Source organism: Exiguobacterium sp. s28, from assembly GCF_018618135.1.
Lineage (GTDB): Bacteria > Bacillota > Bacilli > Exiguobacteriales > Exiguobacteriaceae > Exiguobacterium > Exiguobacterium mexicanum_A.
This window is the reverse complement of sequence record NZ_JACSLL010000001.1, coordinates 244,927-261,628: the sequence shown is the minus strand read 5'-3', so window position 1 is coordinate 261,628 and position 16,702 is coordinate 244,927. Positions and strand designations below refer to the sequence as shown.

The window sequence follows — 16,702 nt, the reverse complement described above, 5'->3', positions numbered from 1 at the left end:
AAATGGAACTTATAAAATGTAAAGCATAGTCCATAAACAAAGATGCTATGAAGAAAGCGAAGTAGTCGACTGACCGCTTGTCCAGAAAGCTAGTGGGTGCTGTGAACTAGCCAATGTCAGCCGATGAATTACACTTTTGGAGCGTGCCGTTCGGCCGGGTCGAGACCGTTATCTCTCGCTACAAGTGGCCACAGCTGTGGCAATTAGGGTGGTACCGCGGAATCTCCGTCCCTTCTCATATGAGAAGGGACGTTTTTTTATGTCAATCGAAGGAGTGGAACAGATGGAATTATTGAAGGATTTAGAATTTCGAGGTCTCGTCAACCAAATGACGGACGAAGCAGGATTGAAAGAACAGTTGAACAAACCGACGACGCTTTACACCGGGTTCGACCCGACGGCGGACTCGCTTCATATCGGGCACTTGCTCCCGATTTTAACACTCAAACGTTTCCAAGAGGCGGGACACCACGTCATCGCCCTCGTCGGTGGGGCGACCGGCATGATCGGTGACCCGTCAGGTCGTTCGGACGAGCGTTCTCTCAACACGCTCGACACGGTCAAACAGTTCTCGGATCGAATCAAAGACCAATTGAGCCGCTTCTTGCCGCTTGAAGGAGAGAATCCAATCTCAATCCGCAACAACTACGAGTGGACGGAAGAGTTGTCGATCATCGACTTCTTGCGCGACATCGGCAAACACTTCCCAATCAGTTACATGCTCGCCAAAGACTCGGTCGACTCGCGTTTGGAGAACGGGATCTCGTACACGGAATTCTCGTACATGCTCTTGCAATCGTTCGACTTCTTGAAGTTGTACGAAACTGAGAACTGCCGTCTTCAAGTTGGGGGCAGCGACCAGTGGGGCAACATCACGGCCGGTCTCGAACTGATTCGTCGCTTTGGTCACTCGGAGAAGGCGTTCGGTTTGACGGTACCGCTCGTGACGAAGTCGGATGGACAAAAATTCGGTAAGACGGCCGGTGGTGCGGTCTGGCTCGACGCCGATAAGACGACACCTTACGAGTTCTACCAGTTCTGGATCAACGTCGACGACGCCGACGTCATCAAGTTCATCAAATACTTCACGTTCTTGTCGCATGACGACATCGTGGCGCTTGAAAGCGAAGTGGCGTCTGCACCGGAAAAACGTGTCGCCCAACGTCGCCTCGCCGAAGAGATGACGAAACTCGTGCACGGTGAAGCAGGTCTCGATCAAGCGCTCCGCATCACGGCGGCATTCTTCAGCGGTGATTTGAAGACGCTCAAGCCAGAAGATATGGATGCTGCATTCAAAGGCATGCCTCAGTTCGAACTTGACGGCGAACGTAACCTCGTCGATCTTCTCGTCGAAGCGAAGATTGCGCCATCAAAACGTCAAGCCCGCGAAGACGTTCAAAACGGGGCGATCTACTTGAACGGGGAGCGCGAACAAGCGCTCGATAAGACGGTGACACGTGCCGATACACTTGGTGAGTTCACGGTCATCCGCCGAGGCAAGAAAAAATACTTCGTGATCCGTCACGTCTGATGCATTCGTCCATGTCCCAAATGTTGCGGACATGGACGTTTTTTTATATCTCAAATTGGTTTCGGTCTGATACGATGGCAAGTATAGACGATAAGGAGGCTTTCCTATGGAAATTGAAGAGTTTTTTGGCGAACAGTTCCACCAATGGCGGGAGCGGTTCCGCTACTATGAGATGGCGATCACCGAGCTTGAGAGCGACCTCGGCATCATCGACCTCGATTGGCAGACGCGGCTCGGTTACTCTCCGATCGAACATGTGAAGACGAGGATGAAGACGTTGCCGTCAATTATCAAGAAGATGAACCAAAAAGGGCTCCCACTTGAAGTGGAAGCACTTTGGGACAATATTTACGATGTCGCCGGAGTCCGGATCGTCACGAGTTTCCGCGATGACATTTACGCCATCCTCGACCATTTGAAGAAGCGGGATGATTTACAAATCGATGAAATCAAAGACTACATCAAAGATCCAAAGCCGAGCGGTTATCGGAGCCTGCACCTCATCGTCCGAACGAAAGTCTATTTGGCGGAACGCGTCATTTGGGTGCCGGCTGAGATTCAGATCCGCACGCTCGCCATGGACTTTTGGGCGGCGACGGAGCATAAGCTTCATTATAAATACCAGCACGTCGTCCCGGAGGCGTCGAAACTCGAGTTGATCGAAGCGGCCAAGATGGCGGACGCGCTCGATACGCAGATGGGCCGGATTCGTGAACAAATATTAAAGTAAAAAAAATCCCCTTTCCTGCCGAGGCAGGGAAGGGGATAAAAGCATTAACGTGAGTAGTACTCAACGATGAGTTGCTCTTTGATTTGGTCGTTCAATTCAGCACGCTCAGGAAGACGTACGAATGTACCTTCGAGCTTCTCAGCGTCGAATGTTACGTAGTCTTTTGTAGCTGGTGCTACTTCGAGAGCTTCAGCGATCGCTTTGAAGTTTTTAGACTTCTCGCGGACTGAGATGACTTGACCTGGTTTTACACGGTAAGACGCGATGTCTACACGTGAACCGTCAACTTGGATGTGACCGTGGTTGACGAGTTGGCGCGCTCCACGACGTGTGCGAGCGAGACCCATACGGTAAACGAGGTTGTCAAGGCGTGACTCGAGCAAGAACATGAAGTTCTCACCGTGGATACCTTGCATTTTCCCAGCATCGTTGAAGATGCGACGGAATTGCTTCTCGTTGATTCCGTACATGTGACGGAGTGCTTGCTTCGCTTGAAGCTGAAGACCGTATTCAGAGATTTTACGACGACCATTTCCGTGTTGACCTGGTGCGTAAGGACGTTTTGCTAATTCTTTACCCGTTTCGCTAAGCGAGATGCCTAAGCGACGCGAGAGTTTCCAAGCTGGACCTGTGTAACGAGCCATGTTTGGACTCCTCCTTGTTGTTCATGTATTTTGCACAAAAGAACAACGGTGTCAAAGACTGGTGACGCCCCTTTCATAGGTTCAAGCACCTTCACTTGATAGCGAAGCTACGAGATGCTCCTCCGACTCAGTCGAGGCCCGAAAGGTGGATACGTCTGTCAATGACTGCTATCGTCATTTCATGCACAAAAATCAGTATACGACGAAATGATTCGCTTGTCAATCAGATGAAGCGAAGTAATGTCTGACAGAATTGCTCCAACCCTTGACGGTCGACATCCGAGAAGCGATCGAACTCAGGGCTGTCGATATCGAGCACGCCGATGGTCTTACCGTCACGGACGAGCGGGACGACGATTTCCGAGTTCGAAGCCGCATCACAAGCGATATGGCCCGGGAATTGATGAACGTCTGCGATGAGTTGTGTCTCTTGCGTCGAGGCGGCTGTCCCGCAGACTCCTTTACCGAACGCGATATGGACGCAAGCCGGCAGGCCTTGGAACGGTCCGAGGATGAGAGCGTCTTCGCCTTCTGTTAAATAGAAGCCGACCCAGTTGATCCGGTCGAGGAATTGGTTGAGCAACGCGCTCGCGTTCGAAAGGTTCGCGACACGGTTCGTCTCGCCTTCGAGTAGCGCGGCGAGTTGTTTGTTTAGTAGGTCGTAACCGGCGGCCAAGTCGCCAGAGTAAGTAGTCGTTTGGAACATGGGATTCCCTCCTAATGAATGAAAGCAAGATTGATTAGCATTATGGTACACGCATTTTTTTATTTTGTCTTCTTAAAAGATTCATGTGAAAAATAACATTCTCTCCCTAAACCGTTGGAAAACCTATGCAAATCATTGGTTCTATAATATGATTAGTATTATCTATACTCATAAAATACTTCATTTATTCATTCAGATACATAAGTCCACGAAAGCGGCTTGGAGGTTGTGACAGAGATGGATTACGGAATCTACGGAATTTTAATTGGAATCATTGTCATCGCATTAGGGGCGATGCTGGGAAGCATGCTCGTGCGAAGGAATTTTTACCAGAAAATTGATGATTTAGACATGCGCAAACAAAGCGTGCTCAGCGCCAGCGTCCCGGCCGAACTGCAGAAGTTCAAACAGTGGCCGATGGAGGGCGAGACGAAAGAAAAGTTCGAGCGTTGGCATCAGTCATGGGACGAACTCGTCAGTGTACATACCGGGCAAATCGATGAGGCGCTCTATCATGCCGAAGAAGATTTGGACAAATATCGCTTCCTCAAAGTCAAATCGGATTTGAATGCGACGGAACAGTTGATTGAAGAGCTCGAGTCGATGGTACACGCCATGCTCGACGAGATGGATGAGTTTAATCAGCATCATTCGTCGCTGCTCGATATCGTCAAAAAAGACGAGAAAGAGCTGTACCAATTCCGGAAGACACTCGTCGCGCAAAACAGTGCGTTCGGCCCGACGTATGAACTCGTCGAATCTGAGATTGCGGCAGCGGAAGCAAAACGGACCGAGATGATCACGTTGAAGCAAGAAGGCCAAGTATCGGAGGCGTACGTCGCCGGCCAAGTCTTGTCTGAGAAAGTGACGAAGATTCGTGAACTCGTCAGTGTCATCCCTCAGTTCGTCCGCACGGTGCAGGTTGACTTGAAACAACAGCTCAACCAGTTGCGTTCGGGGCATAAAGAGATGCAAATGGACGGCTACGCGCTCGAACCGCTCGGTTTAATGGAAGAAATCGAGCAGGCGGAAGATCGCCGATCGGCGCTCATGGACCGCATCGAACAGCTCAACTTCGATCATTTCGAGATGGACATGCAACAGCTCAGTTCGGACATCGACCAGTTGTTCGAAGCGTTCCGGACCGAAGTCGACGCGCGCCAATACGTGAAGAAAGAATTCGCGAGTGTGAAAGACCGTGACCGCCAGACGAGCGAAGTCATGGCGCGACTCCATCAAGAGATGACTCGACTCGTCAGCAACTATGAGATCAACGCTCGAGTCGGTGAAGAATTTGAACAGCTTGAACGTGAGCGGGCGACGCTCACGGCGAACGTGCTCGATATCGAACAGGCGCTCGTCGCCCAGATGATCCCGTTCAGCATGATCAAGTCAAAAGTGCAAGAAGCAAAACGGTCGCTCGACCAGTTCAGTGCCATGCATGAACGCTTCATCGAGAATACGAACTCGCTCCGTAAAGAAGAGCTCGAGGTTCGTAACAAGCTCGAGTCTTGGAAGAAAGAATTGTCGGCCCATCGCCGACTCCTTACGAAGAGCGCCATGCCGGTCGTCCCGACGGATTTGACGAGCGATATGCGCCAATTGCAAAAAGGCGTTCAATCGTTGGACGAACAGTTCGAGAAGGCGCCGTTCAATATGACGTATATCGTCGGACTCAGCCACGACGTCGAAGAGACGATGGACAACTTCCGCGACCGGGTCAAAGCGCTCTTACGCCAAGTCACGTACGCCGAGCAGCTGCTGCAATATGCGAACCGCTATCGCCGGCGTGACAACGAGGTCCATATCGCCTTGACGCTCGCCGAGAACAAGTTTTTGCACGGAGAGTACGGCACGGCCGTCGAAATCGGTGAACGCGTCCTCGGGCGCTTCGATGAAGGCGCAGCCCGCGAGATTCGTCAGCGTGTCGAAAAAGGTTTGGAGCAACAAGAGCTATTACGAAAATAATGATGCATGAAGATTGACGTAAACGGGAATTAACGTAGACGTCAATCTTTTTTGAATCGAGGAGGAATTTTGTGATGGGAACGCTATGGGTAAACGGAAAGATCTATACGATGAATAAAGAGCATGAACAGGCTCGCGCCATGTATGTCGAGCACGGTCGCATTCTGAAGCTAGGTGAGGAAGGCCACCTTCGTCGTACATACGCCGGAAGGATCAAACAGATTGTGAACCTTGAAGGGAAGAGCGTTTATCCGGCGTTCACCGACTCGCACATCCATTTGATCGGATACGGGGAAGCGCTCGACCGCATCGATGCGACCGAGACGACGGATTTGCAAGCTCTGCTCGAGTCGATGAAACAAAAGGACGGCAGTGACAGAAGTGACGATTGGCTCGTCGCGGAAGGGTTCAATGACCGTCTGCTCGGAGAGATGCCGACGCGTGAGATGATTGATGCCGTCATCCCAGACCGGCCCGTCGTCTTGAAGCGGGTCTGTCGCCACGTCGCCGTCGTCAACTCGAAAGGATTGGAACGACTTGGCTTGATTCACCATACCGTCATCGAAGGCGGAAAGCTCGGACGCGACGCGGAAGGAAAACTGAACGGGGTGCTATACGATGCGGCGCTCGATTTGCTCCATAAAGAACTGGGGGGGAATCGCGAGAAAAATGTCGCCTCACTCCACCGGGCCATCGACTCGCTTTTCGCCCACGGGATTGTCGGCGCCCATACGGAAGACCTGTTCTATCATGGCGACCCGCTCGAGACGATTCAAGCGTATGAGGACGTGTTAGCAGATCTTCCGTTCCACGCCCATCTGCTCGTCCATGAACAAGTCGTCGATCAATTAATCCGTCACGATGCGCTCGCGAAACGACCACGTTTCGATTTCGGGGCGATGAAACTGTTCGTCGACGGGTCGTTCGGGGGACGGACGGCACTCTTATCGGAACCGTATACGGACGAACCGGGTCAGCGCGGAATCGAGGTCCATCGTCCAGACCATCTCGAGGCGCTCGTCAAAAAGGCGCGGTCGTATGGTATGAACGTGGCAGCTCACGTCATCGGGGATGCCGCCGCCGAACAGTTCATCACGTTGCTCGAGAAGTATCCGGCCAAGCGCGGGACGCGGGACCGAATCATCCATGCCTCGCTCTTGAACGATGCATTGTTGAAACGGATCCAGGCGCTGCCGGTATTGATTGATGCGCAGCCGATTTTCTTGTCGGACGACATGAACTTGTTGTTCGACCGGCTCGGAAACGACCGGGTCGATAACGCCTACCGCTTCAAATCGATGCTCGACACGGGAGCGCTCGTCCTCGGGGGCAGTGACGCCCCGATTTCTTCGGTCGATGTGCGAAAAGGCCTGTATGGTGCCGTGACCCGTCAATCGTTCGAGGAGTCGGGCGCGCTCAATCCGCCGGAACGCCTGTCGATGTATGAAGCGCTCCGTAGCTTCACGTATGCCCCGCGTGTCGCCACAGGCACGCACGGACGTGACGGCTTGTTGATTCAAAGTTATAACGCCACGTTCACGGTGTGGGAAGAAGACTTCTTCGAACTTCGCGGGCGCGACATCCTCGACAACCGACTCGTCATGACGGTCGTCGAAGGGTCGCCGGTGTATGAGGCCGACGTCGTCAACGCATAATAAAAAGGCTAGCCGTCTAAGTAAAGTGGACGGCTAGCCTTTTATCGTTTAGAAGAATGAGCGTTGTACTTTGTGCCAGAACGAGTTGTTTTTCAACTTGACCGTTTTGACGACTTGATCAGAGAGCTCGATATCGATTCGGTCGGTATATTTGAGGCTGAGCGCCTCGTTATCCATCCCGATGATCGGATAGTCGTTCCCGTCTTCGACGATGCGAAGCGACAGTTTGCGTGAATCATGAACGATGAACGAAGAACCGAGTGTACGGTAACGGTTGTTGTTCACCGAAGCGATTTCGCTCACTTGCATGCATGGGATGAGCGGGTCGACGATCGCGCCGTCGAGTGATTTATTATAGGCCGTCGAGCCGGTCGGCGTCGAGACGACCATCCCGTCGCCGCGGAACGTCTCGAAGTGAAGATCGTCGATATATACTTCAATGGCGAGTGATTTGATGATACTCGACTTGATCGAGGCTTCGTTCAAACAAAGCATCGGTGTCGATTCATTGATTGAAGCCGATAAGAGCGGATATTTCCGCACCTCGAGCCCGGCTTCGATCCGAGCAGAGTTATCTGAGAATAAACGATCGACTTCGTCGAGCTTATGTATGTCGAAGTCGCAATAAAACTCATTCAATCCGCGTCCGAACCCGACGTAGATGGCGTCTTGACGGAAGCCTGTATAACGGACGGCCTGTAAGAACGCGCCATCTCCCCCGATGGCGACGATGATGTTGGCGTCTTCCGGACGATTCACGACGTTGAAGCCATGCTTCTCACCGATCTCGATTAGTTTCTTTACCTCTTTAGTAAAGTCGTTGACGTTACGATGGTACAAATAAACGTTGTTTCTCATCCATGTCATCCCCTTTGTCAATTGAGTCTCTTTCATTATACAGCGTTTTAGACGCTCGATATAGGGAAAATCACAATCAGGCCGTCTGAGGCAGGAAGTTTGTCATCGAGACGGCACCATCGATATGATGAAGAAGTATAAATCAAACCAAAGGGGATGAAACGATGCCAACATTTAAAGGCAATACCGTTACACTGCAAGGGAATCCGGTCAAAGTCGGAGATGCTGCACCGGACTTTACAGCGCTCACGACGGCACTTGAAGAGGTGACGCTCGCGTCATACCCAGGGAAAAAATTGATTAGTGTCGTCCCGTCGATTGATACAGGCGTCTGTGATGCACAAACGCGTGCGTTCAACGAGAAAGCGGCAACGCTTGGAGGGACAGTCTTGACTGTGTCGAACGACTTGCCGTTCGCCCAACGTCGCTGGTGTGCGGCCTCGGGCCTCGATAACGTCATCATGTTATCGGACCACCGCGACCAATTGTTCGCGAAGTCTTACGGCGTGTTGATGGAAGAGCTCCGTCTACTCGCACGCTCGGTGTTCGTCATCGACTCAGAAGGTACAGTCCAATACGTCCAGTACATGGATGAGATGACAGACGAGGTCGATTTCGATGCGGCGCTCGAAGCGTTTGATAAAGCGAACTGATTCGCTTGGCGAAATGACCACGAATCGCTTACACTAATAGAAGTGAACCGACCGGCTCTCCATCAGAGGGCCGGTTTTGTATGGAAAGGATGATCGAAGATGGAACGATTTGAACAATTGTATCGGGATTGGAAGAAAGAGGCGAAGAAGCTGACGACCGACCTTGACTTGTTACCGCTCGAGGCGTTGATTGAAGTATTTGAACGGGTCGATGTCGAACAAGAGAAGACGGATGATGTCCGCAAAGCCGTCAGTCTGCTCGTGCTCGAGGAGACGACGACGCTCCCGCCGAACCACCAACCGACACCGGACGCTGTCAGCCTGTTCATCGGCTACTTGGCAACGAAACTCGTCAAAGACGGGGCGAGCGTGCTCGAACTTGGAAGCGGGACGGGGACACTCGTGCATGCCGTGTTGACACAATTGAAAGACGCCACCGCACAAGCCGTCGAAGTCGATGAGACGATGCTACGTCTGTCATACGCGATCAGTAACTTACTCGGGAAACCGGTGTCGTATTTCCACCAGGACGCGCTCGCACCGTTGTTCGTCGAGCCGAGCGATCTGGCGCTCGTCGATTTGCCGATCGGCTACTATCCGAACGATGAGGTGGCGTCAGGCTACGCCTTGAAACGTGAGGAAGGCCATTCCTATTCTCACTTCTTGTTGATCGAACAAGCGATGCGCCACCTGAAACCGGGCGCGCATGGTATCTTTGTCATCCCGAACAATTTGTTTGAACAGGATGACGAAGGGAAATTAAAACAGTGGATGGACCGTGAGGCCGTCGTCAAAGGGGTTCTGCAACTCCCGACGACGATGTTCAAAGATGAGCGATATGCGAAGAGCCTATTGATGTTACAAAAGCTCGGGGAAGGCGTCAAACGCCCGAAACAAGCGCTCCTCGTCGAATTGCCGTCGTTCACGGACGTACGTGCGGTTGCCAATATTGTGAAACAGATTGACGATTGGTTTAAAACAACATAATTTTTATTGGGCAAAAGACTTGAAAAACATATGCCATATCAAGTATCTTCATTATGATACAGTTATCGGTTTTTAAGAGAACAGATAAAGACTCGTGTTTAAATCGAAAGGTAAGAGGTGTATGACATGACAAAAATTATGGCAGTCAACGCAGGTAGTTCGTCATTAAAGTTCCAGCTTCTCGAGATGCCATCTGAGAAGATGCTCGCCGTCGGGCTCGTCGAGCGTGTCGGAAAAGAAGATGCGATCTTCACGATTAAATATGGCGAAGGACAAAAGTTCCATATCGTCACGCCGCTTCATTCACATAAAGAAGCGGTCGAGCTCTCGCTCGAAAAATTGATCGACCTTGATATCATTCAGTCGTTCGACGAAATCGCAGGCGTCGGTCACCGTGTCCTTCACGGAAAAGAGTTGTACGCGGATTCGGTCGTTATCGACGATGAGGTCATGAAGAACATCGAATCGTTCGTCGAACTCGGACCGCTCCACATCCCGCCAAACTTGACGGGGATTCGTGCGTTCCAAACGATTTTGCCGAACGTACCGCAAGTCGCGGTCTTCGACACGGCGTTCCACCAGTCGATGCCGGAAGAGAACTTCTTGTACAGCCTTCCGTACGAGTACTACACGGAGCACGGCGTCCGGAAGTACGGTTTCCACGGAACGAGCCACAAGTACGTCACGCAACGTGCGGCAGAGCTTCTCGGTCGTCCGCTTGAAGACCTTCGTTTGATCTCATGCCACCTCGGTAGCGGTGCATCAATCGCAGCGGTTGCCGGTGGTCGTTCAATTGACACGACAATGGGCTTCACGCCACTCGAAGGAATCACGATGGGAACGCGCTCGGGATCACTTGACCCGGCTCTCATCCCGTTCTTGATGCAGAAGACTGGCAAGTCGGCTGAAGACGTATTGAACGTCATGAACAAAGAGTCAGGTGTCTACGGTCTCTCGGGTATCTCGAGTGACTTGCGTGACATCGAGCAAGCAGCGGCCGAAGGCAACCACCGTGCCGAAGTCTCGCTCAAAATCTTCTCGAACCGCATCCACGGTTATATCGGTCAATATGCGGCAGAGATGAACGGTGTCGATGCGATCATCTTCACAGCTGGTGTCGGAGAAAACTCTGACGTCATCCGTGAGCGCATCCTTCGTGGCCTTGAGTTCATGGGCGTCTACTGGGATCCATCACTCAACAACGGAGCACGCGGCAAAGAGTTGTTCATCAACTACCCGCACTCACCAGTCAAAGTCATCATCATCCCAACGAACGAAGAGTTGGTCATCGCACGCGATACCGTACGCATCGCCAACCTCGTTGAGTCACACGTTTAAGTTATTACAAAGTCCGTCCCGCAACCTTGCGAGACGGACTTTTTTAGTGCTTTTGACGCATGAAGGGGGAAGGGATTGTGACAATAGACCGAATGAATCCAGCTCGTTTGTAATATTCGACGTAAGGAAAGCGGGTTTTCGTAACAATCCAGATATATTAATTCCTTTAAATGGTAATTAATGTGACAAAAACTAAAGATTATTATTAAAACCGTCATCTTTCTTTAAAAGATGGCGGTTTTGTAATCTAACCGTAACTTTGATGACACTCAAATGAATTTTAGTTGTAAACGCACGTCGTCATGTTTCGTCATATAGTTATCTGGACGAAACATTCAGCAATAAACGCGAAATGTGACAGTGAATACGGCACCACAGATTCGACACCATGAACTTACAACTCACAAACCGACTAGGAGAGGACAAACCACATGCTCAAAAAAATTGGAACGGTCTTACTACTGACGGTCATGACACTCGCTATGCTTTTGCCACAACAACAACAAGTTGAGGCATCTTCAAAAGTTTACGTTCAAAGCCAAGTTAACGGATTAAACGTCCGCTCGGCAGGTTCACTCAACGGAAAAGTCATCGGCAAGATCAACAAAGGACAACAATTACAGCGTACCGGCTCAAAAGGGGCTTGGATTCGCGTCAACTACAAAGGCAAAGCAGGTTGGATCGCTACTAAATACTTACGCACCGTGAAAAAGACGGTCGCGAAGGCTAGTGTGAAAACATATACGATGAACGCATCGGCTTACACACCGTATTGCAAAGGATGTTCAGGTGTGACGGCATTAGGCTGGAACGTCCGGGCCCAAAAACGTAACGTCGTCGCTGTCGACCCGCGCGTCATCCCGCTCGGTAAGAAAGTACAAGTGTACGTCGGCGGGAAGTTGATGGGCACATACACAGCGGCCGATACAGGCGGCGCCATCAAAGGCAACAAAATCGACATCTTAATGTACTCACAAAGTGCGGCCCTCAACTTCGGTCGTAAGACAGTAACTGTCAAAGTGTTATAATACGTGAACGAGGGGCTATCACAATTGCGGTGGCCCTTTTTTGATGCGTTGAAACGGATTACACCGGATGGGAATCGCGGGGTGGCGATTTGAGAAGAAGGAAATTGAATGTGAATCGAGAAAATCGTATGCAGGTTGAAAGGGGACAGTTGACGTGGAGACGACTTACGAAACGTTGGTCTCATATGTGAAGGCTATTCAGCATTTGAATCAAAGCAGTGCCGCCGCGCTGCTAGTCCTGCAAGACGATCACATCGTGTTCGAAAATTATGACGGATTCCATTCGAACCATGATGCAAAAGTGGTTGACGTCAATTCGATGTTCAACGTCGCTTCGGCCCGTAAAAGTTATTTGGGGCTGGCGATTGCCTATGCGTTGTATGAAGGCAAGATTCGGCATCTCGACGATTTGGTCTCTGATTATTTTGATGAGTATGACGTGGACACGTTTCGAGGGACGACGATTCGGCACTTGGTCACGCACTCGCACGGACTGAATCGGGATGAGACGGGTGTGCTATTTCGGGAGTTCGATGCGGGTGAAGGATGGGCATATCGGAACGTGAACGTCGAGATCGTGACGGATTTGTTTAAGCGGTTATACGGATATGACTTCACGCACTTATTAAGGGAGCGGGTGTTTCGGCCGATGGGACTCTCGCGGACGGAATGGGCGACTGATGCGGCACCGAGTCTCGTCAAAGTCGTGGACGATCCTGACGAGGAAGCGTCGTATAAGTTGTATCCTTTTGATGATGGGATGGGGTCGAACCTACATACGACTGCGCGAGAATTCGCGGCATGGGGAAATCTTCATTTGAATAACGGACGTCATCATGGCGTTCAGATTGTGCCGGAAGAAGTGATTCGTCTCGCGACATCGATTCAAAGTCCCGCATATCCCAACTCAACGTTCCCGACAAACGGGCTGTTTTGGTATGTCCAAGGCGAGCCGAAAGCGTGGAGCGAACTAGGGGGGGCTGTACCGACGGGGTCGTATCAAATCCTCGGGAACACCGGTCCGTTGCTATTGGTTATTCCCGCCTATCGAGCCGTCATCGTCAGGATGTATAACAAGCGCTATAACTATGGTGGCGACCGATATCTCGATTATCTTCGCGAGTTCAGCAATCTGGCGGCTGAGACGCTTCGGCCGACCGACGACCTGGTGCCATAAGCGACTCCACATGAAAGGGCCATCGCATTTGCGGTGGCCCTTTTCTTAATCATGTTATTGGCGGACGATGAGAACGTCACACTTCGAATAGCGAACGATGCTTTCAGAGACGCTACCGATGAAGAAGCGTTCGACGGCGTTCAAGCCGGTCGCTCCACAGATGATGAGGTCAATGTCGTGATTCGGTGCGATTTTTTTAGCGATCGTCACTTTTGGAGAGCCGTACTCGATGACCGTCTCGACTTCTTTGACACCACGTTCTTTCGCGCGATTGACGTAGTCCTCGAGCAATTCCTTCGCATACGTTTCAGCACGCTCGGTAATCGTCCGGTCATATGCTTCGACCGTGGCGAACGTCCGTGTATCGATGACGTGACCGATATACAGCTTGCCATCGTTTCGAAGGGCGACGTCGATTGCTGTTTCAAATGCGCGTTCCGCCTCTTTCGAGCCGTCGACGGCAGATAGAATATGTTTGTAGACAATTGCCATGTAAATCCCAACCTTTCGCTTGAAATGTACGTGCGGCTTACATGTATAGTATACCACTTCTGCCTAAATTCACGCCCGGTTCTTTCAGAAATGTGTGAAATATTCACAACTTTCTCACCGAACAGGTTGAAGTTTGGAAATGAGCAGACGGAACGGGTAAGATGATACAGAGGAGGGATGACGATGAAACACGTAGTCATCACGGCCGGTGCGAAAGGGATCGGCCGCATTGTGACGGAACGACTGTTAGAAGAAGGTTGGCACGTCAGCGTATTGCAACGGAAGCCGATCAATTGGAACCACGAGCGGTTACATATGATTGAGACGCCGTTGACGGACCGCCAGGCCGTCTTGAGTGCCTATGAAGAGGCAGTGGCCAAGTTCGGAGAACCGGACGCGCTCATCTTGAATGCCGGGCCATATATCTTTGAACGGAAATGTCTCGTCGACTTGTCTGACGAAGAATGGGACGAGGTGATCACGGGTAACTTGTCAGCCTCGTTTTGGTTGATGCGCCGAGCCATCCCGAGCATGCGGTCGAAACAGTTCGGCCGCATCATCACGTACGGCTTCCCGGAAAGTGCGACGGCACCAGGCTGGATTCACCGGTCGGCGTTCGCGGCAGCGAAAACGGGACTTGTCAGTTTGACGAAATCGGTCGCGCTTGAAGAGGCGGCCTACGGCATCACAGCCAATATGATCAATCCAGGCAATATTGTCGGGGCACAAAAAGAGATGCGAATCGAAGCGGCCGAACCGGATGATCAAACACCGGTCGGCCGGCACGGGACGGGCGAAGATATCGCACGAATGATTCTGTTCTTGCTCGCTCACGATTCTGACATGGTCACGGGTGCTGTCATTGATGTGACCGGCGGTGTCAACGTCGTCCATCAATACCGGAAATAAGGAGGGGTCTGCATGAAGTTGGCCATATTGACCGATATCCATGGCAACGTCCAAGCGCTCGATGCGGTGCTTGCCGAACTGGACCGGCAACGGATCGATCAAATCTGGAGTTTAGGGGACATGATTGCGATGGGACCCGATTCGAACGAAGTGATGGCGCGACTGCTCGACCGCGGCGTGCACATGATTACGGGCAACCATGACGAGGCCGTGTTGTCGCTCATGGCTGGGACAGGGCATCCCGAAAGCTACGCACACACGCGCCCGCATCATGAGTGGGTGGCGCGTACGTTGAAACCTGCCTATGCGGAGGCGCTCTTCAAGCTGCCGCGCACGATTGAACGTGTTGTCGAAGGGACTCGCGTGTACGGCATCCATTACCATATCCCGACCGAGAAACGGGAGACGCCGATCACCGAGGAACCGTTCCACGACATCGTCGAGGCGACACTTTCGAACATGCAGTCGCTTTACGCGGCGTATGAGGCGGATGTCATCTGCTTCGGGCATCATCATCCGGAGCACATGTTTCGGGATGACGTGAAACATTATTTCAATCCGGGAGCGCTCGGTGTCGCCCGTGACGACTTGGCCCGTTACGGCATCCTCGAGTGGGGTGAGGCCGGCTTCTCGATTCACCCACAAGCCGTGCCGTATGACAAACGCTCGTTCCTTGAGACGATGGAACGCCGTGACGTGCCACAACGAGACGTCATGTTCCGACTCTTTTATTGACCGTGAAAAAGACCAGCCGCGCGCGGCTGGTCTTTCTTTGTGACTCAATCGATTTCTTGGAGCGTTTTCGGATAACTCGTCAACAGAATCGGGCCACTCTCGGTCATGACGATGTCGTCCTCGATGCGGACGCCGCCGACGCCAGGGAGATAAATCCCCGGTTCGACGGTGAACGTCATCCCGACTTGGGCCGTCATGTCGTTATTGGCGGCCATTGACGGGAATTCGTGTACTTCGATGCCGATACCGTGTCCGACACGATGCGTGAAGTATTCCCCGTAGCCGGCCGTCGTGATGACTTGACGGGCCGCGATATCGATCGAGCCGAGCGTCGTCCCGACGTTCGCCATCTCGATCGCAGCTTCTTCGGCCTTGAGGACGGTCTCGTAAATCTCTCGTTGTTTCGTGCTCGCTTCTCCATAGACGACGGTGCGAGTGATGTCAGAGGCGTATCCTTGCCAAATGACACCGAGGTCGAACAAAGCGAAATCGCCTTTCTTCAAGCGATTGTTGCCGGGTACACCGTGCGGGTCGGCGCTATTCTCACCGAACAACACAAGTGTGTCGAACGACATCTCCCGGACGCCTTGCTTCTTCATCGCATACTCGATTTCCGCGATGACCTCGAGCTCGGTCACGCCTTCACGCAATGCGCGAATCCCTGCCTCGATCGCCATATCGGCGAGTTCGGCGGCGCGCTTCATCAAGCGGACCTCGTCCGGTGACTTGATCATGCGAAGTGCCTGCAACTCTTCCGTCAAGTCGATGATTGACAGTCCCGCGAAACCGGCGCGGAGTTGCTCGGCGCGATTGTACGTCAAATGCTCGCCTTCTACTCCGATTCGCTCGGGGATGATCTGTTGGTCGAGGAACAGTTTGACGACTTTGTCCCATGGGTTTTCATGATCCATGTACGTGACGATATCGCCGTTCCACTCGCTCGCTTCGACGATTCCTTTTTCAAGTGCTGGACAGACGATCGCGGTCGTGCCGTTCTTCAAGACAAGAATGGCGATGAGCCGCTCATGAGCCTCGGCGTATACTCCCGAAAAGTAGAAGACCGATGCTTTCGATGTGACGAAAGCGGCGTCTAACCCTTTCGTGGCCAAAGATTGTGCAATATGGTTGGTTCGTTGATTCAACTCGTTTCCCTTCCTTCTCGTTCATTGGCGTTCTTTCTCATTATAACGTTTTCCAAAATGGAAAGGAAATGTCACCATTTCAGTAGTACAGTTTGAAGAAGAACCACTGATACAGTATACTGAAGATGACAGAAAATGTATTGAGGAAA

At 51.8% G+C, this 16,702-nt stretch carries 16 protein-coding genes and 1 other annotated feature; of the genes, 11 read left to right on the top strand and 5 right to left on the bottom strand.

Going from position 1 to position 16,702, the window contains the following annotated elements; all coding sequences use genetic code 11:
- Nucleotides 1-38 precede the first annotated feature (38 nt).
- Nucleotides 39-236, top strand: a binding site (T-box leader).
- A 47-nt stretch (nt 237-283) separates the two neighbouring features.
- Together tyrS and KNP78_RS01345 are read left to right on the top strand one after the other, a co-directional pair.
- On the top strand, nt 284-1,531 hold the full coding sequence (gene tyrS / locus KNP78_RS01350) for a tyrosine--tRNA ligase (RefSeq protein WP_214823158.1): 1,248 nt from the start codon (nt 284-286) through the stop codon (nt 1,529-1,531).
- A gap of 106 nt (nt 1,532-1,637) precedes the next feature.
- Nucleotides 1,638-2,261 (top strand): GTP pyrophosphokinase, encoded by a 624-nt coding sequence (locus KNP78_RS01345; RefSeq protein ID WP_034778254.1) that lies wholly within the window; start codon nt 1,638-1,640, stop codon nt 2,259-2,261.
- Nucleotides 2,262-2,305: 44 nt separating this feature from the next.
- Here the strand turns inward: KNP78_RS01345 and rpsD are convergent, their stop codons facing one another.
- Nucleotides 2,306-2,905, bottom strand: coding sequence for a 30S ribosomal protein S4 (gene rpsD / locus KNP78_RS01340; RefSeq protein WP_029595169.1), 600 nt, complete (start codon nt 2,903-2,905; stop codon nt 2,306-2,308).
- A 223-nt stretch (nt 2,906-3,128) separates the two neighbouring features.
- Complete coding sequence (locus KNP78_RS01335; protein WP_138859180.1) at nt 3,129-3,611, bottom strand: GAF domain-containing protein; 483 nt, start codon at nt 3,609-3,611, stop codon at nt 3,129-3,131.
- A gap of 237 nt (nt 3,612-3,848) precedes the next feature.
- Here KNP78_RS01335 and ezrA point away from each other — a divergent pair, with 237 nt between their 5' ends.
- Nucleotides 3,849-5,579, top strand: coding sequence for a septation ring formation regulator EzrA (gene ezrA / locus KNP78_RS01330; RefSeq protein ID WP_214823157.1), 1,731 nt, complete (start codon nt 3,849-3,851; stop codon nt 5,577-5,579).
- A 74-nt stretch (nt 5,580-5,653) separates the two neighbouring features.
- Nucleotides 5,654-7,234, top strand: a complete 1,581-nt coding sequence (locus KNP78_RS01325) for an amidohydrolase (protein WP_034778251.1) — start codon at nt 5,654-5,656, stop codon at nt 7,232-7,234.
- 48 nt (nt 7,235-7,282) lie between these two features.
- Here the strand turns inward: KNP78_RS01325 and KNP78_RS01320 are convergent, their stop codons facing one another.
- The gene (locus tag KNP78_RS01320) at nt 7,283-8,101 is read right to left on the bottom strand and encodes an NAD kinase (RefSeq protein WP_034778250.1); all 819 of its coding nucleotides are present in this window, start codon (nt 8,099-8,101) and stop codon (nt 7,283-7,285) included.
- Between the two features lie 155 nt (nt 8,102-8,256).
- Between KNP78_RS01320 and tpx the strand changes: the two genes are divergently transcribed.
- The 5 genes from tpx to KNP78_RS01295 all read left to right on the top strand — a co-directional run bounded on the left by tpx (nt 8,257) and on the right by KNP78_RS01295 (nt 13,275).
- Nucleotides 8,257-8,745, top strand: coding sequence for a thiol peroxidase (tpx, locus tag KNP78_RS01315; RefSeq protein WP_214823156.1), 489 nt, complete (start codon nt 8,257-8,259; stop codon nt 8,743-8,745).
- Between the two features lie 99 nt (nt 8,746-8,844).
- Nucleotides 8,845-9,732 (top strand): class I SAM-dependent methyltransferase, encoded by an 888-nt coding sequence (locus tag KNP78_RS01310; RefSeq protein WP_034778248.1) that lies wholly within the window; start codon nt 8,845-8,847, stop codon nt 9,730-9,732.
- Between the two features lie 126 nt (nt 9,733-9,858).
- Complete coding sequence (locus tag KNP78_RS01305; protein ID WP_021065605.1) at nt 9,859-11,070, top strand: acetate kinase; 1,212 nt, start codon at nt 9,859-9,861, stop codon at nt 11,068-11,070.
- A gap of 431 nt (nt 11,071-11,501) precedes the next feature.
- Complete coding sequence (locus KNP78_RS01300) at nt 11,502-12,098, top strand: 3D domain-containing protein (RefSeq protein WP_034778247.1); 597 nt, start codon at nt 11,502-11,504, stop codon at nt 12,096-12,098.
- A gap of 154 nt (nt 12,099-12,252) precedes the next feature.
- Complete coding sequence (locus KNP78_RS01295) at nt 12,253-13,275, top strand: serine hydrolase domain-containing protein (RefSeq protein ID WP_214823155.1); 1,023 nt, start codon at nt 12,253-12,255, stop codon at nt 13,273-13,275.
- A gap of 54 nt (nt 13,276-13,329) precedes the next feature.
- Here KNP78_RS01295 and KNP78_RS01290 read toward each other — a convergent pair whose 3' ends face one another.
- Nucleotides 13,330-13,767 (bottom strand): universal stress protein, encoded by a 438-nt coding sequence (locus KNP78_RS01290; protein ID WP_021065608.1) that lies wholly within the window; start codon nt 13,765-13,767, stop codon nt 13,330-13,332.
- A gap of 183 nt (nt 13,768-13,950) precedes the next feature.
- Here KNP78_RS01290 and KNP78_RS01285 point away from each other — a divergent pair, with 183 nt between their 5' ends.
- On the top strand, nt 13,951-14,676 hold the full coding sequence (locus tag KNP78_RS01285) for an SDR family oxidoreductase (protein ID WP_214797286.1): 726 nt from the start codon (nt 13,951-13,953) through the stop codon (nt 14,674-14,676).
- Nucleotides 14,677-14,688: 12 nt separating this feature from the next.
- Nucleotides 14,689-15,411: a metallophosphoesterase family protein gene (locus tag KNP78_RS01280; protein ID WP_214753041.1), complete on the top strand. Its 723-nt coding sequence runs from the start codon at nt 14,689-14,691 to the stop codon at nt 15,409-15,411.
- A gap of 44 nt (nt 15,412-15,455) precedes the next feature.
- Here the strand turns inward: KNP78_RS01280 and KNP78_RS01275 are convergent, their stop codons facing one another.
- A complete protein-coding gene (locus KNP78_RS01275) occupies nt 15,456-16,553 on the bottom strand; it encodes a M24 family metallopeptidase (protein WP_034778239.1) in 1,098 nt (365 codons plus the stop codon).
- Between the last annotated feature and the right edge of the window lie 149 nt (nt 16,554-16,702).